This window comes from Kosakonia sp. AG348 (genome assembly GCF_003337365.1).
Classification (GTDB): Bacteria; Pseudomonadota; Gammaproteobacteria; order Enterobacterales; family Enterobacteriaceae; genus Kosakonia.
Genome location: NZ_QPJR01000007.1, coordinates 72,681 through 93,143, shown reverse-complemented (window position 1 = coordinate 93,143; position 20,463 = coordinate 72,681). Strand labels below are relative to the sequence as shown.

The window sequence follows — 20,463 nt, the reverse complement described above, 5'->3', positions numbered from 1 at the left end:
AGAAAGCGCTGTTCGACCATCGCCTGAAACCGCTGAACGGGATGATTCATTTCCATGACCCACAAGGCGTGGCCTTCACCAGCAGCGAATATATACAACTGGCTGCCGGTCATAATGTGGCAGTGAATGTGTGTGGATATTTCAGCAGCGGTGCGATGGGGAATATGGCAATTCTGGGCGGAGAAGGTGTCGGTCTGTTCGCACGAACAGGTTCACTGACGCTGAACGCCAGCGAAGGTCCGGTGCAGCTCCAGGCACAGAAATAAATTTGATGGGGCGGGATATTGCAGGAGTTCTATGAGTGAAATCGAAGGGACTTTTCCGTTACCTGCCGGAAGTGGAGCGTGGTCGCTGGCAGATGTGTTGACTTGCTGTAAGGATTAATAGTCCTGAATACCCACGCATATATATAAAACCGGAAAGCGCAGGGTGTTTGATAAAAAAAGGAATATAAAGAATGGGATTATTTAAACTGTTCAGCAAGGTTGATAACGCTGTAAATCGCGGCTATGCCCGTTGGGGAAAATGGATTTGGGCAGCGCTGATTACGCCTTTTATTATTTACGGTGCCTGTATTGTCTGGGCTTCAATCTGGGGGCCGCCAGTCGGGCCGGTCACGCTAATTATTCACAGTGAAATTGACCGGCCAATTCTGGGATTTAGTGTTAATGGTGTGGGAGGGGGCAATGCTTCTTCATATAAAAGAAATCCTTATTCTGGCGGTGGTGGTGCAGCGACATGTTGTGGCAGTATCAGCGGGAAGACGGCCGAAGTTATCTGGACGCTGGACATCACCCATGAACAGTATCTCAAAGGGATGCGCCTGGAAAAGCGTCGTGTCGTGATGCCATTACCGGAACGAAAGTGGGGGGAGAATGATCTGCATGTTCACTTTTTACCCGGAGATAAAGTTCTGCTGGGCTGGAGTGATAATGCCTGGTCACCTTATGAAAAACGTCCCGATATTCCCGGAAAAACTGTAAAGCAGGAGCACAACTGATGGATAGCGAAAGCATTATTGCAGCTGCGAACCGGGCGCAACAGGCAGAGGATGCCGGGCTGGGAAATTGTTCACGTACCTGGCATGTTGGTTTCTTTTTTGATGGGATTCACCGCAATATTGATCAGGATGCATCAGAGCAACGCCTTAGCAATGTGGCGCCATCAAGCGGCTACAACTGTAAATCAACCCGGAAGTGAGAACTGGCCTGGAGCGGGGTTTACAGGGGCCACTGACAGGAGAATATTGAGAGCTGCAGGGCATTTTGTGCAGCCAGTGCGGCGGGTTACATTAATTAAAAGTAATATAGTGATTTTTTTTTTGGAAAAAATATTGTGTTGCGGAATGAATTCCTGTTGCAAAATTTAATGCCATTTCAAAAAAAGCATCCTTATACCCATTCATTTTTATCTCTGCAGAAAGATAATGTATATACTTATTCGACTTGATTTATGATAAAGCCATAAGAACTATCAGCCGTTGAGCAAGTGATTGGGTTATTTTTGCGGAGATTTAAAGAAAGAGACAAATATCTTTGCCGATCATGATAAAACCATCATTTTCTATAAATTTAAATAATTTGCACAGGTCATTATAATATTTAACACCAATGATAATAACTTTATCGCCTGCCTTTGTGAAAAAGGCTTAGAGCTACCAGCACCAGAAAATATATTTCCAGATAGGAATTGGGGTTGTTATGGTAGTTTGCAAGGCGATATGGCGTTTTGGTTAGATATATGCTGGAGACCTTTTTCGAATAGTTTAACGGGGGATGAAGAAATTCACTATCTCAAATGAAAAAAGTTTCTGAAGATAAAATTCAATTTATTAAATGTCATCGGTAATTAATAATAAACATGGAAAATAGTTCACCTTCATTATATGAAACGCTTTACGGCAATTTCACCGGCGGGCTTGATCTCCATCAGGTCAATGAACAAAACCAGGCAATTTTGTCTGTACTCGACAATATGCAACGTATCCTCAATTGTCGCGCCGGGACGCTGAAGCATCTGCCGGATTATGGATTACCGGATATGACAAAAATTCTTCAGGGTATGCCGGGTACCGCTCACCAGTTGTTGCAGGTATTTTCTGACGTGCTGCTCAAATACGAGCCGCGCCTGAAAAAAATAACCGTTGTTCTTCTCGAACAGGAAATCCCCGGTGAACTGCGCTACGCCATTGATGCTGAACTTAATGGTATTGGCCTGGTACGCTATGGCACAGTGTTTATGCCTGAGGGGCGTGTTTTGCTTCGTCATCTTAAACAACAGCAGTATCTTGATGAGACAGATAAATTATAAGGATTTAGGGTTGTGGATATATTTACTCAGAACCTATGTGCCGACACTGCATCATTATCTTTTATTCAATAAAGCCACAATAATATGCAAGGGTAAGGCTTGTTAGCGTAATGATTATTTTAATGGTGCGCCTGAGATAATACTCATCATTCAATTTCTTTTATAAAAGAGACCCATCGCCTCCAGTCCGCAGGCGCATATTACTTCGTTAATTAAACTGGCTGACACCGTCTATAAAGGTGTTACTGCATCCTGGGTTTTATAGTGCTGATCTGGCAGCACAGCAGTATCCGCAATCTTTCGAATATGCAGAAAATGAAGCTGTATAAACAATAATCTTCCACCGTTGTAGACCCATCAGATGGATACCTGGTCATGAATGACATTTCCCCCCGTAAAATCAAAACCGGTTGCGACCCGCGTACTCTTGCGGATTATGCCATCCTGCGCGATGAGTTGAGCAAACTGACCCACCCGGCGCGCCCGGACGTGAACTGGCGGTATGTAGAAAAACTCTGTCTCTCACTGTTTGAGCAAAATGGCGTGGAATTGCAAACGGCCGCCTGGTATACGCTTGCCCGGACTCAACTGGCCGGATTATTCGGTCTGAATGAAGGGCTGGCGATACTGGAGGCCCTGATAAGCCATCAGTGGGGAGTGCTCTGGCCGCAGCCTGTACACGCCCGCATGGAAATCCTCAGTAACCTGAGTCAACGCCTGCAGCAACGGATGCGTACGCTACCGCTGAACTACAGCGATCTCAGCCAGCTATACCGGGCGGAACAACTGCTAACGAGTCTCGGCGCGGTGCTACAGCGCCTGGAGTTAAAACATCTGAGCCAGCTCGATACGTTGCGATCGATGATACATAACAGTGCTGTTCGGCTGGAAAATAGTGACGGCGCATCCGACTCTGGTGCAACTATTCAGGCTGGTATCGTGCTGCCTGCACCAGTAATGAATAGCGCCGGAATATTAAGTGATGCTCTGCCGGGTATTCCTGTTACCGAAAAGCGCGAACCGGCCAATACAGTAAATTGGGTTTATGTTGCCCATCCCGAACATCAGCCGAACGTGGATGTACTGACGGCGATGCCGGTGCAGGTAAAAAAGTGGAAACCTTTTGCTGCCGGGATGTGCACCATGCTGATAATAAGTGCGGCGACGGTGTGGGGCTGGCATGCCTTGCATCGACTTGACCCGTTACAGACTCAGCTTGCTGCATCGCTGGCACCTTTACCCGCAATACTCACGCCCGCGCAACTTGATACGCTGCGTCAGCACGCTCCCATACCGCAAACCATGTTCACAGCTACGCAGCAGCAGCTCGTGCGCTTAGGTCAGTTGCCACCGGACTGGAATATTAACTACAGCCGTCAACTAGTCGAGCAGGCGCAGTCGCTCTGGCCTGAACAGGCGAAACCACTGGCACAACGGTGGTTTCGGCAGTTGAACGCAGCCAGCGTACCGACAGAAAATCTGAGTGGCTGGCATCAGGGGATGACGAAGTTACAGCAACTGAGTAATCGGCTTAGTGGGCTGGATGGGCACAAGGGTAAATACATGACGGTCAGTGAGCTGAAGTCATCCGTCTTTGGCATGATGACCAGCTTTCAGCAGACTGAACCGACGGAGGAACAGCTTCGTCAGATTAATTTATTGCCCGTCGCTTCTCCTCTGCGTCAGCAACTTATCCGGCAACTGGAACAGCATCTCCGGGCACAGATTTATACACTGGGGCAGATGAAAAACAGCGCACCTGTAACGAAGTTGCTGCGCGAACAAGCGGTAAATCCCAGCCCCCTGAACGATTAAGGCAACGACTTTTGGTAAGGAGTATGATGACCGGCTCTCCATGCAGAAGGTTGCGCCATATTTGGCAACGTTTAAGTGCGGTGTAACAAGAGCGACCTTTTACCCGGGGTTGATAATGAGTTGGATCTGATGGGATGCTGCACTTATTTTGGGGCTGGGGAGCAGGTGAATGTTTGAACTTGATAAAGCGGAGCATCGAGTTGACGAAAAAAATAAGACAACAGAGCCGCGAAATCGGCTTTTTTTGCATGCTTTAATTTAATCACTGTGGAAATAATTATAAAACTTATGTCTTATTTAATTTATTCGCAATGGAATTAGAACTGTTGAAATGATTTCTTGTACTGACAGGGATTAGTGATGTTACCAATGGTGACGGATCACATAATTTATATGTATATTTGACGAATTGTTAACATTGTGGTTCTATCCTTGATATGGAATGTATCACCCGTAATGCAATGGACTGAGGAGCAGTAATGACCGCAAAGCAAAACTGGCTGTCAGAACGCATCAATTCAAGTAAACCCCATCAAGAGCAAATATGGATGCGGGGTATAAATGATTTAACCATTTCATCCCGGACTCATGGCAGAGGTATTGTGTGCAGTTCAGGCAATGAATATATCGATTTCATGTCCTGTTCTTATCTCGGCCTTGAGAGGCATCCTGCTCTTGTACAAGCAATCAAAGAGTCTGTTGATAAATTTGGCGTACAGTATGCAGCAGCGAGAACGCGTGCAAAATGTGATATATTTGATGAGCTGGAAGCAAATCTAAACACCATATTTCTCAATTCGAATACTGTTATTTTCAACTCTGTAGGAGCGGCTCATTTAGCAGTATTACCAGTCTTGGGCTCTGGAGAATTACCCGGATATGACATTAGTCCAAAGGGGATACAGTGGATCGTGGATAAAACGACACACGCCTCCGTACAGATATTACGGGGAATCCTTGAACAATTTGGTAGCTATGACAGGGTTGACTTCTCGGACTATGAAAATTTATATACGGTGTTAAGCCTATGCCGGGAAAACGGAAAAACACCTGTGCTTATATCTGATTCCCTGGGGTCCATGGGGGGGAGTAATGATATTCGTTTTCTCACGGAAGTAGCAGCAGAATATAATGGTTACTACTATGTCGATGATGCCCACGGCACCTCTATTATAGGAAAAAATGGATGTGGCTATGCTCTTTATCAGTTGGGAGAATTTCGTGACAATCTTATTCTTCTATCTTCTCTCTCAAAAGCATTCGGTTCCCACGGTGGTTCAGCCTCATTCAGACATCCTCAGGCCGCTTCATTTATCAAAAAATATGCGCTGAATTATATTTTTAGTGGACCGCCATCCTTACCGGGTATTGCGGCATGTGTAGCCTCAGCAGATATTCACCTTTCCGATGAAATTACTCAACTCCAAACAAAACTGAAGCGAAATGTACAGCTTTTTGACAGTCTTGTTCGTAATGTTGAAATAAAGGATGTAATAAGTCCCATCCGCACGATACATATTGGATGCGAAACTGAAGCCGTTAACGCCTCAAGTACACTCCGTAGCCAGGGATTTCTGGCTACGGCAGCTATGTATCCGACGGTACCTAAATCTGAGAGCATTATTCGGGTTGCGCTCTCAGCCGCGCATTCTACTGCCGATCTTGAACGCTTCGCAGCGTCAGTAAATGTTCTGACTGGGATAAACCATGCTGACTGAGATGATTACTGCCTATCGGTATTCAACTGCCCTGCATGCGTTCGTCAAACTGGGAATTCCGGTATGTTTGGGCCGTATGGGCCCTCTGAGACTCGCTGAACTGTCTTCCATCTGCAAAGTAGATGCCTCCCGTCTCTCACGTCTGCTTGATGTAATGACAGAACGCCACGTCGTGTGCATTAGCGAGGCGGGGTACTCTTTGTCTGAAGAAGCCGAACCACTTGCTGATGAGAACAGCCTTGAGTCGCTATGGATATTATGTGAACTGGGTGAAGAGTACTGGAGCATTTGGCCAGATTATCCTTCTTCCCTGCACTCAGACAACTCCGCTTCTGCTTTTGAAAACCGGCATGGTGAGCCTTTTTTTTCACTCCTCCGTTCCCGGCCTGCGCTGAAAGATACCTTTGACAGATTAATGGCAAAGATAACCGAAGAACTTTCAACCGAACTTGTTCGTTATATTGAGTGTGATGCGCAGGCGGAGGTTGTAGATGTCGGCGGTGGCCGGGGTGTGCTCATGAAAAAGTTACACCAGAGATACGACCTGAAATCTGCCACTGTACTCGATGTATATTCCGGGAACAGCAGGACGGAAGCAGGAATTGACTATCTGGATGGTGATTTCTTTGCAAGGGTTACCGAAGATAAGGATATCTACATACTGAAAAACATCCTTCACGACTGGGATGATGCCGATGCCCTAAATATATTGCAAAACTGCCATCGGGCCATGAGAGCGGACTCGAAACTTTATGTGGTTGAAATAATCAAAAAATCTGACAGTAGTAAGGGAAAAACGCTGGACCTGCTTATGGACGCGCTATTTCTTGGGAAAGAGCGGTTTTATGATGAATATGCCGCGCTGGCGCAGACTGCTGGTTTCGTCATTGAGGGAACATTTGCCACCTCTCTGTCTCAGTCTGTTATGGTCTGGCGTAAGGAAAATGTATGAATCTATACTGGCTCGTAGCAAAGGAAGAATACAGTAATGTTGCCGAAATTGAGCAGGCATACGCGGAGTATACCCGCGAGTTCGCTAAACGGGATATTGCCTTCAGATTTATTGCTCTGGAAGAGTGCATTGTTTCATCATGTCCGGACGGGAGGTTAGCATTACAACATCAAAACCAACTGCTGGATGAGTCTACCGCTGCTTTTATTATTTCTCCCGCCAACCTCAATCCCCAGGCCCGGGCTGTCGCCTCAACACTGCGCTATTTTCTTCGTGTCAGAAGAGCATGCCTGCTGAATGACAGGATAGCCGGGATCGAAACCCTGGAATGGGACAAGATTGGCCAGATGACTCTGGCCGCAAAAGCGGGCGCGCCGGTACTCCCTTTCACCATGCTCGGATATCACCGTCAGGTCATTCCTGCCATTGAGCGTTTCATCGGCAGTCATCCCGGCGAATACATTTTTAAACCCACCGGTACTGGCATGGGGTTTGGTGTAATCAAGTCAGGAAGCTCTCAGCACGCAGTAAGCACCGGAAACCTAATTTCCGCCTCATCTGTCGAATATTTCATGATGTCTTTCCTGACCGATGCCTGTGACGTCCGATTTTTCTTTATCGCGCAGAGACTGGCTTTTGTGAAGTTTCGCAAACCGCGCGGTAAAGGCTACATCGGAAATGTTGCCCTGGGCGGTGAGCAGATGATTCTGACGGAGCAGGCGTTTCTGGCTGACTATGGCCATTTACCTTATTTCTCAAAAATGCTGCAGCTCTCCCGCGACATCATGGCTCAGGCAGGCAGTGCAGTATTGTCCGTCGATTGGCTAATGAATAATGATGGTTTTTACTTTAATGAAATGGCCACCGCTGAAACCGGTCTGACGAAACTCCCTGAAGAGATTAGGGCATTTGTATTCGATCAGCTCGCAAGGATAATTCACGATAATCATGCATGCGAATAAAACGACCCTCTTTATTTTTTTGACGGTATTTCTTGCGGAGTTTTCCTTCTTCTTCGCTCTCCCGCTGCTGGGTAATTCCCCGGAGCTGAGTGCGTCCGGTGTGGCAGCCTGCCTTGCGGGGGCTGTTGTGCTTGAAAGTCTGCTGATGCTGACTTCAACCGGCTATCTTGAACGTTTCTCCAGAAGAAAATTAATATTCACTTCCTTGCTGCTGAGAAGCGCCGCTTTTATAACTATTTATCTGACTTTATCGCTATCTGGCTGGTTGCTCTTCTTCCTGCTTATTGCGGTTTCAAAATCTATTTCCAAGCCTTTTTTAAGGGAGGTCCTCGCGGAAACTCTTGGTGGGCCCCAACTGAAAAAAGCGCTTAACACATTTTCCCTGTGCCAGAACTCAGCGGTCTTTGTGGCGCCGATGCTGGCGGTGGCGACGATGAAATTTGCGTTTATTGACACCATGCTGCTGATCTTGACCTTCTCCGGCGTCGTGATGGCTTTGATGGCACTGCGACTCATCTATTGTCTTCCTGCTAACTTTAAACCGTCCACCGGCTCCATCCTGATGGGCATGCGGACGGGCTTTCAGGGCGTCATGGCCAGTGTAGACATACAGCGCCTTCTGCTGTCGTCGTTTTTCTGCTTCCTCATCATGGGTGTGTTCATCACCGCCACGACGCTGCTGGATAAAATCAATCCGGATCTCGGCAAGTATTCCGGGGCCTTTTTCTCAATTGTCGGCGTGACCATCTGCTTATGGCAGGGAGGTGTGGTGAAACTGACCTCTTTCGGTGAGCGGTACAGCTTGCAAATAATTTTGGTCGGTGGAGTATTATCCTCTGCCTACTTGTTGGGATCAGTGCATATCGCGATTGCGGCCCTGATTGCTTACAGTATTTATGAGTCCGTGATTATTCCGGAATTGTATTTTAAGGCCACGCACATTTCTTCCAGCATCTCAGCAAGCGTTCTGTTCAGTTACATACTAATTGTATCCAATGCTGGTGAGGCATTCGGCTCCTGGCTTACTGGGTTTGCGATCACACATATACCTGATTATGTACCGCTGTTTATCTTCATTACGGTGTTTAGTGCGGCCTTGATTTCGTTTATCTGCCTGAAAACCACGGCCAGAAAGGAGGCGCCATGTCAGCCATAGTTTTCGCCACAGGCGGAACTACAGCGGATGCCAGAACCGTTGAGCATCCCTGGGAAAATTACCAGTTTGTAACGTCGGCAGCAGCGCAGGCGCTTGGGCCGTTGTTCAACGATTTGAAGGTTCGTGCCGTCGCGAATTGCCTCACGGCAGGCAATCTGTGGGGCGGGTTTTTGTTTGCTCATGAGATTTGCCGCCATCTCGGTGTGAAATATTATCCCTTCGCCTCGGTTGTCGAGCATGATGCCCTCTGCGAGGCCGTGTCTGTCGGTAACATCGACACGATAATATGCCTGCCAAGCTTTGCTGAACGCTTGCTGACGCCGACGCGAAAAATTCAGCTTGCTTCCGTCAGGAACATTTTTTATCTCGGGGAAATGTTCCCAGACACACTGGTCGACAAGGCGCAGGCACTGCTTCCGGGAGTGATCATCAAGCCTTTGGCATATACGTCGCAGGAAACCGGGCCAGTAGGCTTTCAGTGCTCACATCTGAGTGGCAGCCATTATCATATTTATGATCACATTGAGCTGATTCGCTCATCCCATGGCGGTGAATTCAGTGTTACGGTGAGGTATCCTGAAAAAAAACATCTGCTGAATCACACGATGGGGGATGTTGGCATCCTCGAACGCAATTTCAGGTGTCCTTGTGGTCAGACAGGTGATGTTCTGCATCTTCAGGGACGGATACCCACATCAAGGAACATTCTTGGCACGACGATTTCAATCCATGAGTTTGCCCTGGTATTGTCAGAGGGCTCTGGTCGTCTCGTTTCTGACACTGACCTGCAGCTGGTTGAAGTCGATCACCACGAGCACGGACTGGGACTAGTATTGATGGTTTCTGAACGGGTCCTGAATTCGTTTGACGCAATTGACACATGGTTAAAATCCTCTCCGCTAATCAGTGAATTAATTAGCGATTCTTTATATTTTCATGTATTTATTGCCGCCAAGCGCACTTTTTTAACATCGGAAACTACACACAAAATAAAGCCCTTTATCAGAACGCAGACACGCCCCGTTGAAGATAAGGCTTCATGTCTGGTAATAAAGGACGTTGATAGCCATCAGGGAACATGAGCGTTGATCATTGCGACTGGTTGCAGCGAAATATCAAATTCACACTGATCACTGCGGTTTTTCTTCAGGGAGCATCCACCCTGACATTTTAACCTGACTGTTCAGTTCTGCTGCCGACCGCACATCCGGGGAGAAATTTAGCCAACATTTTGGATGTGGCCACGTAGCTGCAGCTGGCTTGATGCCAGCAATCCTAGCATTGCTAGACAGAATTACCTGAATGTCTAACGGTACGGGGAATTAAACGAGGGGCGTAAAAAAGGCCGCTCAAGCGGCCTTAGTGCAGGAAATGGCTTCCGGATATGCTGATTCTAAATCACAGGGATCTCTGGAGTTGTAAAGGCGAACGATAGATTCATAACACTCCGCACATTCTCGCTCATCAGCGCGGCGGTAATATTCATTGTGAAGCTTATTCAGGCTCTTTCGTAGTAGAAGCCTACCGGCGACTAGCATACTTCATCAGAACATCTTTATCCTGAACGGTCTGCGGTGTGGTGAACTCAACACGCCATGCGAACGGCTGACTCTGTGCTTCCCTGCCTCTGAACTAAGCACGTCAGGGATAAGCGCGCTGTCATTAATGTCCAGCCTGTAGAGCGATAGCAATTTATTCAGAGCGTGCGTAGTAAAATCCCTCAACGGGACACCTTCCATGGTGAAGTGCAGGCCATAGCCAGTTAATACACGTAATAAGCAGGGCTATTGTCTAATGTACGAATATTTCAGCCAGTGATTTTTTGATAAACACCATGAAAATCAGAATATTGTCGCAAAATGGTGTGGATATCAGTCTTTACCAGTGGCGGGCGGACCAGACAATGATCGGATAACGCCTCGTGGTGATGAAATACATCGGGGGGACAAATAATGAGCACCGCCAGTTTACCTCCTGTCAAACGATGGTAGCGAGACCGGAGGGGCAGGAAATCACTAAGGGGCAATGCTAAGACAGGATGGAAGAGTTGGGTTGTGGCGTCTGGGTTCAGCACGACCAGAAATCTACGGGAACCCTGAAAAGCAAAAACCCGCCTTTTGGGCGGGTTCTTTAAATTAGTGGTGCCCGGACTCGGAATCGAACCAAGGACACGGGGATTTTCAATCCCCTGCTCTACCGACTGAGCTATCCGGGCAACGGGGCGCATTAAACCTGATTCGCCGCGCTCCGTCAACGAAATTTCTTCAATTCGTTGCGGACTGCACAATCTATCACCACTTTGCGCATAATGCACGTTCGCTCAGGCAAAAAATGCTGTCCATAGGGCAGAAATCGGCATCGCGATCACCAGCGCGGGCAGCATATTCGCCACGGCAAACATCTTAATGCCGCAGATGCGCAACCCGGTCGCCAGCAGCAGAATGCCGCCTACGGCGGTGAAATCGCCCATCATTGCGGGCGTGGTCAGCGGCAGGATCAGCGTTGCGCAGGTGGCGAGGGTAAGCTGGATAATCAGCATCGGCACGGAAATCATCGCGACAGCAAAACCGAGTGAAGTAGCGAAAATCACGGCGGTAAAGAAATCGAGAAAAGCTTTGGCGATAAGAATACTTGGATCGCCGGTCATCCCTTCTCGCATGGCGCCAAAAATCCCGGTGCCGCTGGCACAGAACAGAATAATGATTGCCACCAGGCTCTGAATAAACGACTCGTGAGCACTGTTGGCATCACCATCTTTGCGTTTTTGCAGCAGGTTACGTAGCGCGTTAACACCACCGCTGATACCGCGCTCGACATAACAAAGCTCGCCAATCAGCGTACCGACAAGCGTGGCGAGCACCATTACCGGCAAATTCACGCATTTGATCACCAGCAAGATACCGATACCCAGCGATGCAAGGCCGAAAATCGAAGGCATGGAGGAACGGATACGCTCGGGCAGGCGGTGGCTGAGCAACGCGCCAAGGGTGCCGCCAATTAATACCGCGGCGGCGTTAATAAAAGGACCGGTAATCACGAGTCACTCCTGTGTTTCACATAACTGAATAATATGCCGCGTAGAATAGCATTTTTATGCGCGACCACGCCCAGCCTGGTTGCGCCTCTTTAGGAAAGGTGACATGATTGCGCGAATTTTATTCCGCCTTACGGGAGCCGCCAGATGACGCACATGACTGCTGTTTGTCACGCATTTTGCACCTGCATGCCTTCGCGCACCCGTATCATTTTCCCCCATACTTCACTCACCATGCGGTGAGGTTAACGCACGCTCACTGTAGGACAACAGTAAGATCAGAAGCTGTCTGCTTTTACTGATGTCTGGCGGTCGGAGCTGGTTCCAGTCAGACACGTTCGTTGGGCGAAGCAACTGCTTTGTCCGGGGTCTTTTACTCCCCTGAAACGGGTATTCGTGCTTATGAAATCAATGAAAATTGCCGTCAGCCGCGAGCTGATATCTGCGCTTTCCACCCACCGCGAAGTGGTGACGCTGGACAGTACCGATTTTACGGATGTGGCGGCAGTCGTCATGACATTAGCGGAGAGTCGCAGCGGCATTCTTGCGTTACTCAAACGGACGGGGTTTAACCTGCCGGTTTTTTTGTTCACTCAAGAGCCGGAGAGTGCGCCGCAGGGCGTGACAGCGGTGATCGGCGGTAAAGATCAGGACTGGCTGGAGCTGGAAACCGCCGCCTGTGACTATGAAGACAATCTGTTGCCGCCATTTTTCGATACGCTGCGCCAGTATGTCGAAATGGACAACAGCACGTTTGCCTGCCCCGGTCATCAGCACGGCGAGTTCTTTAAAAAGCACCCGGCGGGCCGCCAGTTTTACGAATTCTTCGGCGAGAACGTTTTTCGCGCCGACATGTGCAACGCCGACGTCAAGCTTGGCGATTTACTGATCCACGAAGGTTCGGCCAAGCACGCGCAGAAGTTTGCCGCGAAGGTATTCAATGCCGACAAAACCTATTTTGTATTGAACGGCACTTCTGCCGCCAACAAAGTGGTGACCAATGCGCTGCTAACGCGGGGCGATCTGGTGCTGTTCGATCGTAATAACCATAAATCCAACCATCATGGTGCGTTGATCCAGGCCGGTGCAACGCCGGTCTATCTGGAAGCGGCGCGTAACCCGTTTGGTTTTATTGGTGGCATTGACGATCACTGCTTTGATGAGGGTTATCTGCGCGAGCTGATCCGCGAAGTCGCGCCGGAAAAGGCAGACCAGCCGCGCCCGTTCCGTCTGGCGGTGATCCAGCTTGGGACTTACGACGGCACGATCTACAACGCACGGCAGGTGATCGACAAGATCGGCAGTCTGTGCGATTACATTTTGTTTGATTCGGCGTGGGTAGGGTATGAGCAATTTATCCCGATGATGGCCGACTGCTCGCCGCTGCTGCTGGAGCTAAACGAGAATGATCCGGGCATTTTTGTCACCCAGTCGGTGCATAAGCAGCAGGCCGGGTTCTCACAAACCTCGCAGATCCACAAAAAAGATAACCATCTGCGCGGACAGACACGTTTTTGCCCGCATAAGCGGCTGAACAATGCCTTTATGCTACATGCATCAACCAGCCCGTTTTATCCGCTGTTTGCCGCGCTGGACGTGAACGCCAAGATCCATCAGGGCGAGAGCGGACGCCGGCTGTGGGCAGAATGTGTGGCGCTGGGCATTGAAGCGCGCAAAGCGATCATCGCGAACTGTAAGATGATCAAACCCTTTGTGCCGCCGGAGATCGCCGGGCGGCCGTGGCAGGATCACCCGACAGAAGTGATCGCCCGCGAGCGGCGCTTCTTCAGCTTTGAGCCGGGTGATAAATGGCACGGTTTTGAAGGTTATGCGCACGAGCAATATTTTGTTGATCCCTGCAAGCTGCTGTTGACCACGCCAGGCATCGATGTGGAAACGGGCGAATATACCGAGTTTGGTATTCCGGCCACCATTCTGGCGCATTACCTGCGTGAAAATGGCATTGTGCCGGAGAAGTGCGATCTCAACTCGATCCTGTTCCTGCTGACGCCAGCCGAAAGCGCCGAGAAGATGGCGCAGCTGGTAGCGATGCTCGCCCAGTTCGAACAACATATTGAAGATGACACGCCGCTGGCCGATGTGCTGCCAACCATCTTTAATAAATATCCGGTGCGTTATCGCGACTATACGCTGCGTGAGCTGTGCCAGGAGATGCACGATCTGTACGTGAGTTTTGACGTAAAAGATCTGCAAAAAGCAATGTTCCGCAAAGCCAGCCTGCCAGCGGTCGTGATGAACCCGCAGGATGCAAACAGTGAGTTTATTCGCGGCAATGTTGAGCTGGTGCGCATCAGTATGGCGGAAGGGCGCATCGCCGCCGAAGGTGCGCTGCCCTATCCGCCGGGCGTGCTCTGCGTGGTGCCGGGAGAAGTGTGGGGCGGGGCGGTGCAGCGCTATTTCCTCGCGCTGGAAGAGGGCGTCAATCTGCTGCCGGGCTTTTCACCGGAGCTACAGGGCGTTTATTCCGAGACCGACACCGACGGCATCAAACGCCTGTACGGCTATGTACTGAAGTAGACTTTAGCCCCTCAACCGCACGGTGAGGGGCCATCTCACGCAGCCACCCGGCGGTACATGCGCCTCGGGTGGCCAATTTTCCCGTACTGCATCTCCACCGCCAGAAACCCGGCTTCCACGCAGTGTTCCAGATAGCGCCGGGTGGTAGTTTTGCTCAACCCCGTTTCGCTCACCACTTCATCGACGGAAAAACAGCGCGCCATCTCGTCGGCAAACAGTTTCTGAATCAGCGCCAGCGTACTCTCTTCAATGCCTTTACTGCCGTTATCCTGGCGGAAATTTTTTGCCTGTAACTGGTAAAGTGAGTCCACGTTCTGCTGGTCGACAATTTTCCACACGCGTTGCTGCTCGGCGAATTGCACAAAGCGCTCCAGCGACTGGCTCAGCCGCTTCCACGACACGGGTTTGAGGATATAGTCGAACGCGCCATTGCGGATCGCCTGGCTACAGGTGTCCATATCGCTGGCGGCGGTAATAAAAATCACCGAGCAGTTCGCGCGAATAATCTGCGGATCGTTAATAAGGGTAATGCCTTTGCCATCCGGCAAATAGTTATCCAGTAACACTAACTGCGGCTGCATGTTGCTCAATAACTCGCGCGCTTCGGCAAGCGACGAGGCAATACCAACCAGGCGCAGGCGCGGGTGTTTGCTGACCAGTTCCGCATTAAGCTGCGCAAGCGTGTTTTCATCTTCTACTATCAGCACGTCTATCAGTTCATGTTGCATAATTCTGATCTTCCAGGGTCGGCACGGGACGCGGTACGTTACCCGTTTCAGGAATAAACAAAGAGAAAATTGTGCCGCGAGGCGTGTTAGCGGAGACTTCAATCGATCCGCCCACCTGCGTGACATAGCTGGCGATCAGGTACAGACCAATGCCATGATCGCCACTGCGCTTGGTGGTCATCCCGCGTTCAAAAATATGATCGCGAATCGCCGGATCAATGCCGATACCGCGATCTGCCACTTCAATAATCAACTCCCGTTCGTTCAGCAAAATCAGCACTTCAACCGGTTCGTGAGGCAGCGTGGCGCGCTGGGTTGCTTCAATCGCATTATCCAACAGATTACCGATAATGGAGATAAGCTCCGCTTCACCCAACAACCGGCAGGCTCTGTCCATCTGACACAGCGGATCAAAGGCCAGCTCGACACCTTTTTCACGGGCGCGCGCCGCTTTCCCCAGCAGCAAACCGCACAGCGTGGGTGAGCTAAAGCGCGAAGAGATAAAATCCAGCAACTCCTGCGCGTGCTCTGACTGCGCCTGAATGTAGCGCACGGCTTCATCGTAGCGCTCCATATGCAGCAGGCCAGAGAGCGTGTTCATGCGGTTGAGTTGCTCGTGGCGCATAATGCGCAGGTTATCAACGTAGCGCTTCACCTGGCTGAGTTGCGCGCTCAGCGTGTCTATCTCGTTGCGATCGCGAAAGGTAATCACCCAACCCTGCAATTTATTCTCCAGCATGATGCGTACCCGGCTGGCAATCACCGTTAACTGATTAAAACGGCAAATCTCATCATGCGTGTCGTTTTCCAGCATCATCGAACGGTCAAAAAACGGCACCGGGGCAATGACTTCATCGATAGTTTGCCCGCGCAGCTCTCGCGTCGGCTGGCTTAACCCCAGAAGTTTGCGTGCGGCCTGATTGATCACTTCAATGTGCAGTTCGCTGTCAATCGCAATCACCCCTTCGTAGATCGATTCCATCATCGCTTTTTGTTGGCGCACCAGCAGGCCAATCTCCCGCGGCTCAAGGGAGAAGATCTGTTTTTTAATGCTGCGGGTAAAGAACCAGGAAAAAATAAACAGCGCTGCCAGCAGCAATACAGCGGCAATAAAAATGTTGATCACTTTACCGAGCGTGATGGTATCGAGATAACTGGTCAGATACCCCACTGACACAATCCCGATAACGCGCCCGGCATCATCAAAAATCGGCGCTTTACTACGTAACGAAATACCCAGCCCGCCTTTGCGGATAGTGGTGATGCTTTTCCCGTGCAACACCTCGGTATTATCGTCACCCACTAATGTTTTTCCGACCACATCAGAATGGACTGAATGAAATAAATGCAGGCCTTTGTCATCGCCAATAACAATAAAGCTTGCATCGCTATGCGCCACCACTTTATGCATAAATTGCGCGATGGCTCGAATATCTTTATTGGCAACCGATTGGCGTAAATTCGGAATAATCGCTATTTCCTCAGCCTGTATTTTTGCCCGGGCACTCATTTCCTGATATAGCTGACGGCCGACATCCTTATAATAATAAACGCCAAGCAGAACGAACAAACCGGAGAAAAAAAGCACCAGCGAAATAAAAAGTTTGATTTGGAAAGAGACTTTCATGACGGTTCGCACAGCAGCCAGCAAAGCGCCAATGTAGCATCTTTTTGCGCAGGCGTACGCAGTTTACTGGAAACTTGTGATCCCTTGCACAGCCAGCGCTGAAGCGGAAAAATGGTCTGTTAAATATTCTTTTTTGGAAATGTTATTAACTTGTGTTTCTATTTAAAAAAACCATAAAAACCACGCCAATAATTAAGGCGTAAATCACACAAAATAAAAGAAACCATAAAAACCATAGGAGCCATTAAAACTCCGGTTTTAATATGCTATTCCTCACATAAAGTACGCATTTAGCCCTTTACTCTACAGGCACAAAATAACCAAGGGGCTTAATTATGAGCACAACTGACGATTCATTCTCTGTTACCTCTGAATCGCTGGCGATTCAAAAAACATCACTGAAGGATAAGTGGTGGCACATTATGGATACGTGGAAAGTTGGGATTATTCCACTGCCATTATTCCTGCTAGCCGGTGCGTTAATTGCTATCGATTGTCTTGGCGGCAAGTTGCCGAGCGATATCGTCGTGATGGTGGCGACGCTGGCGTTCTTCGGCTTTGCCTGCGGCGAGTTCGGTAAACGTCTGCCGATCGTCGGCAAACTGGGCGCAGCGGCGATTTGCGCCACCTTTATTCCTTCAGCAATGGTTTATTACGGTTTGCTGCCGGACGTGGTGGTCGAGTCCACAACGAAATTCTACAAATCAACCAACATCCTCTATCTCTACATCTGCTGCATCATTGTCGGCAGTATCATGAGCATGAACCGCACAACCCTGATTCAGGGTTTCCTGCGTATCTTCTTCCCGATGGTTTGCGGCGAAGTGGTTGGCATGCTGGTGGGGATGGGCGTAGGCCTGGCGCTGGGTATGGAACCGTTCCAGATCTTCTTCTTTATCATTCTGCCAATCATGGCGGGTGGTGTAGGTGAAGGTGCGATTCCGCTCTCCATTGGTTACGCCACGCTGCTGCACATGGATCAGGGCGTTGCGCTGGGCCGTGTACTGCCGATGGTGATGCTGGGCGGTCTGACCGCAATCATTATTTCCGGCTGCCTGAACCAGTTGGGTAAACGCTTCCCGCATCTGACCGGCGAAGGCCAGCTGATGCCAAACCGCAGCAATGGTGATGAACAAGCGGCGGCTGCCCCTGCGTTTTCCGGTAAAACTGATGTTACTACCATCGCGGCGGGCGCACTGCTGGCAGTATTGCTGTACATGATCGGCATGCTCGGCCACAAACTGATTGGCCTGCCTGCACCGGTCGGCATGCTGTTTGCCGCCGTGCTGGTTAAGCTGGCGCACGGTGTTTCTCCGCGCCTGCTGGAAGGTTCTCAGGTGGTGTACAAATTCTTCCAGACCTCTGTGACTTACCCAATCCTCTTCGCCGTGGGCGTTGCCATTACGCCGTGGGAAGAGCTGGTTCACGCTTTCACTCTCGATAACTTGCTGGTGATCGTGAGTACCGTTTCCGCACTGGTTGCCACTGGTTTCTTCGTAGGTAAAAAGATTGGCATGCATCCGATTGATGTCGCCATCGTTTCCTGCTGCCAGAGCGGCCAGGGTGGTACAGGGGATGTTGCCATCCTGACTGCCGGTAACCGTATGAGCCTGATGCCGTTTGCACAGATTGCCACCCGTATTGGCGGTGCGATCAACGTGTCGGTATCGCTGCTGGTTCTTGGCAATTTCCTCGTCTGATTAAGCACTACAGGAACTGATATGAAACTCGCAAGCTTTGTCCATCAGGGGATCCGTAGCTACGGCATCGTCAAGGCTGATGGCGTCATCAATCTGGGTCAGCGTCTGGGAGACCGCTACGGTGATTTGAAATCGTTGCTCGCGGCCGACGCGCTGAGTGAGGCACAACAGCTGAGTGGTGAAGCGACGGATCTGCGCTTTGACGATCTCAACTTCCTGCCGGTTATTGAAAACCCGGGGAAAATTCTTTGCGTCGGCATGAACTACGCCGAAAAACGCAAAGAGTTCGATCAACATAACCCGGCACCGACGCTGTTTGTGCGCTTCGCCGACTCGCAAACCGGGCATAACGCGCCGGTGCTGAAACCGCGCCACTCCAGCGAATTCGACTACGAAGGTGAGCTGGCGGTGATCATCGGTAAAGGTGGCGAAAACATCTCTCGTGACGTGGCGTTAAGCCATGTCGCAGGTTACAGCTGCTATATGGATGGCTCTGCGCGTGACTGGCAGCACACCTGGTTCACCGCCGGGAAAAACTGGCGGCAAACCGGCGCGTTCGGCCCTTGGATGACCACGGCTGATGAGATCCCCGATCCGCATCAGCTCACGATCCGCACGTGGTTGAATGGCCGCATGGTGCAGGACGACAACACCGCCAGCATGATCCACAAGGTCGCCGAGCTTATCGAGTACATCAGTACCTTTACCAGCCTGACGCCGGGCGACGTCATCATCACCGGCTCACCGGGCGGCGTTGGTAAAAAACGCAATCCACCGCTGTTTATGAAAGCAGGCGATCGCATCGAAGTGGAGATCGAAAATATCGGTCACCTCAGCAATGTGATCATTGATGCGCCAGCCCATGCGCTGACAGCAGCGCACTAAGGACGAAGGCAATACGATGCAAGCACGACCCTCCATCGACTTCCGCGTTGCGGAAGTCAACGGCAATACTCAACGGCTGGCCTCTATCCGCGCGTTGCTCGCCGACAGTGGTTTAGGTATGGACAGCGATATCACCACCTTCGTTGAAGCCTGGTCGGGAAACCGGCTGGTGGGTTGTGCAGGTCTCGCCGCCAACGTCATCAAGTGTGTAGCGGTTGAAGAGCAGTTGCGTGGGGAAAACCTCAGTGCGCGGCTGCTGGCAGAAGTTGAGCATCTGGCGCTGGCGCGTGGACATTTTCATCTGTTCCTGTGCACGCGCCCTTGCAATCGTGAGCGTTTCCAGCACAGCGGCTTTTGGCCGGTTGCCCAGAGCGGCAACAATGCGATATTGATGGAAAATACACCGTCTGGCATTCAGCGTTACTGCCGCACGTTGCAGGCGCGCCGCGTTGCCGGAAAGCGCATCGGCTCTATTGTGATGAACGCCAATCCCTTCACGCTTGGCCATCGGCATCTGGTGGAGCAGGCCGCACAGGCCTGCGACTGGCTGCACCTGTTTGTGGTGCGGGAAGATGCCTCGTTCTTTCCTTTCTCCGCACGGCTGAAAATGGTGAAGGCGGGCGTGGCGCATCTGCCTAATGTCACGGTTCACGAAGGCTCTCAGTACATTATTTCCCGCGCTACCTTTCCGGCCTATTTCCTCAAAGAGACCGGCAAAGTGCAGCAGGCGTGGAGCGAAATCGACCTGCTCATCTTCCGTAACCATATTGCCCCGGCGCTCGGTGTTACCCACCGCTTTATCGGCAGCGAGCCGTTTTGCGATATCACCCGCCAGTACAACCAGACTATGCATCAGTTGCTGGCAGGTTCAGTCGAGGTGGTGGAAGTTCCGCGCATTAAAGCGACCGGCACCGCCATCTCTGCTTCGGAAGTACGCCGTTTACTTAAAACACACCAGTTTTCCCGTATTCGGGAAATTGTACCGGATACCACTTTTGCGCACCTTGAGTCTCATTACAGCGCGGAAGTCGCTTAAAA

Annotated in this window: 17 protein-coding genes and 1 tRNA gene; 14 read left to right on the top strand and 4 right to left on the bottom strand. The window is 50.3% G+C overall.

What is annotated here, in order from left to right; translation table 11 throughout:
- Nucleotides 1-41: 41 nt before the first annotated feature.
- From DFO56_RS17240 to DFO56_RS17195, 10 genes are all read left to right on the top strand, one after another.
- The gene (locus DFO56_RS17240; RefSeq protein WP_052679819.1) at nucleotides 42-266 is read left to right on the top strand and encodes a DUF2345 domain-containing protein; all 225 of its coding nucleotides are present in this window, start codon (nucleotides 42-44) and stop codon (nucleotides 264-266) included.
- A 191-nt stretch (nucleotides 267-457) separates the two neighbouring features.
- Nucleotides 458-1,000: a DUF3304 domain-containing protein gene (locus tag DFO56_RS17235; protein ID WP_045512231.1), complete on the top strand. Its 543-nt coding sequence runs from the start codon at nucleotides 458-460 to the stop codon at nucleotides 998-1,000.
- On the top strand, nucleotides 1,000-1,200 hold the full coding sequence (locus tag DFO56_RS17230; protein ID WP_045512234.1) for a hypothetical protein: 201 nt from the start codon (nucleotides 1,000-1,002) through the stop codon (nucleotides 1,198-1,200). The genes DFO56_RS17235 and DFO56_RS17230 overlap by 1 nt, the downstream gene beginning before the upstream one ends.
- Before the next feature lie 660 nt (nucleotides 1,201-1,860).
- On the top strand, nucleotides 1,861-2,310 hold the full coding sequence (tssE, locus tag DFO56_RS17225) for a type VI secretion system baseplate subunit TssE (RefSeq protein ID WP_045512237.1): 450 nt from the start codon (nucleotides 1,861-1,863) through the stop codon (nucleotides 2,308-2,310).
- A gap of 375 nt (nucleotides 2,311-2,685) precedes the next feature.
- Nucleotides 2,686-4,125 (top strand): VasL domain-containing protein, encoded by a 1,440-nt coding sequence (locus DFO56_RS17220; RefSeq protein WP_045512240.1) that lies wholly within the window; start codon nucleotides 2,686-2,688, stop codon nucleotides 4,123-4,125.
- Nucleotides 4,126-4,604: 479 nt separating this feature from the next.
- A complete protein-coding gene (locus DFO56_RS17215) occupies nucleotides 4,605-5,843 on the top strand; it encodes an aminotransferase class I/II-fold pyridoxal phosphate-dependent enzyme (RefSeq protein ID WP_045512892.1) in 1,239 nt (412 codons plus the stop codon).
- Nucleotides 5,833-6,795: a methyltransferase gene (locus DFO56_RS17210; protein WP_045512889.1), complete on the top strand. Its 963-nt coding sequence runs from the start codon at nucleotides 5,833-5,835 to the stop codon at nucleotides 6,793-6,795. The genes DFO56_RS17215 and DFO56_RS17210 overlap by 11 nt, the downstream gene beginning before the upstream one ends.
- On the top strand, nucleotides 6,792-7,757 hold the full coding sequence (locus DFO56_RS17205; protein WP_045512886.1) for a hypothetical protein: 966 nt from the start codon (nucleotides 6,792-6,794) through the stop codon (nucleotides 7,755-7,757). Before DFO56_RS17210 ends, DFO56_RS17205 begins: the two co-directional genes overlap by 4 nt.
- Entirely contained in the window at nucleotides 7,744-8,913 is a 1,170-nt protein-coding gene (locus tag DFO56_RS17200) for an MFS transporter (protein WP_045512883.1), read from the top strand. Before DFO56_RS17205 ends, DFO56_RS17200 begins: the two co-directional genes overlap by 14 nt.
- Nucleotides 8,901-9,995, top strand: a complete 1,095-nt coding sequence (locus DFO56_RS17195; RefSeq protein ID WP_045512880.1) for a hypothetical protein — start codon at nucleotides 8,901-8,903, stop codon at nucleotides 9,993-9,995. The genes DFO56_RS17200 and DFO56_RS17195 overlap by 13 nt, the downstream gene beginning before the upstream one ends.
- Before the next feature lie 1,057 nt (nucleotides 9,996-11,052).
- Here DFO56_RS17195 and DFO56_RS17180 read toward each other — a convergent pair.
- Together DFO56_RS17180 and DFO56_RS17175 are read right to left on the bottom strand one after the other, a co-directional pair.
- Nucleotides 11,053-11,128: transfer RNA gene (locus tag DFO56_RS17180), tRNA-Phe, on the bottom strand.
- Between the two features lie 105 nt (nucleotides 11,129-11,233).
- Entirely contained in the window at nucleotides 11,234-11,950 is a 717-nt protein-coding gene (locus DFO56_RS17175) for a DUF554 domain-containing protein (protein WP_045512877.1), read from the bottom strand.
- Between the two features lie 399 nt (nucleotides 11,951-12,349).
- Between DFO56_RS17175 and DFO56_RS17165 the strand changes: the two genes are divergently transcribed.
- Nucleotides 12,350-14,485 carry an ornithine decarboxylase gene (locus DFO56_RS17165; RefSeq protein WP_020455189.1) on the top strand — a complete coding sequence of 712 codons (2,136 nt, stop codon included), beginning with the start codon at nucleotides 12,350-12,352 and terminating at the stop codon, nucleotides 14,483-14,485.
- A gap of 35 nt (nucleotides 14,486-14,520) precedes the next feature.
- On the opposite strand, the gene DFO56_RS17160 is transcribed toward DFO56_RS17165, so the two are convergent.
- Complete coding sequence (locus tag DFO56_RS17160; protein WP_045512874.1) at nucleotides 14,521-15,213, bottom strand: response regulator; 693 nt, start codon at nucleotides 15,211-15,213, stop codon at nucleotides 14,521-14,523.
- Entirely contained in the window at nucleotides 15,203-16,840 is a 1,638-nt protein-coding gene (locus DFO56_RS17155) for a sensor histidine kinase (protein WP_020455187.1), read from the bottom strand. Before DFO56_RS17155 ends, DFO56_RS17160 begins: the two co-directional genes overlap by 11 nt.
- A 335-nt stretch (nucleotides 16,841-17,175) precedes the next feature.
- Here DFO56_RS17155 and DFO56_RS17150 point away from each other — a divergent pair, with 335 nt between their 5' ends.
- Genes DFO56_RS17150 through citC form a run of 3 tightly spaced genes read left to right on the top strand, consistent with a single transcriptional unit; the run spans nucleotide 17,176 to nucleotide 20,461 of the window.
- Nucleotides 17,176-18,540: a 2-hydroxycarboxylate transporter family protein gene (locus DFO56_RS17150; protein ID WP_020455186.1), complete on the top strand. Its 1,365-nt coding sequence runs from the start codon at nucleotides 17,176-17,178 to the stop codon at nucleotides 18,538-18,540.
- A gap of 21 nt (nucleotides 18,541-18,561) precedes the next feature.
- Nucleotides 18,562-19,425 carry a fumarylacetoacetate hydrolase family protein gene (locus DFO56_RS17145; RefSeq protein WP_045512864.1) on the top strand — a complete coding sequence of 288 codons (864 nt, stop codon included), beginning with the start codon at nucleotides 18,562-18,564 and terminating at the stop codon, nucleotides 19,423-19,425.
- A 16-nt stretch (nucleotides 19,426-19,441) separates the two neighbouring features.
- Nucleotides 19,442-20,461, top strand: a complete 1,020-nt coding sequence (gene citC, locus DFO56_RS17140; protein WP_020455184.1) for a [citrate (pro-3S)-lyase] ligase — start codon at nucleotides 19,442-19,444, stop codon at nucleotides 20,459-20,461.
- Nucleotides 20,462-20,463 lie beyond the last annotated feature (2 nt).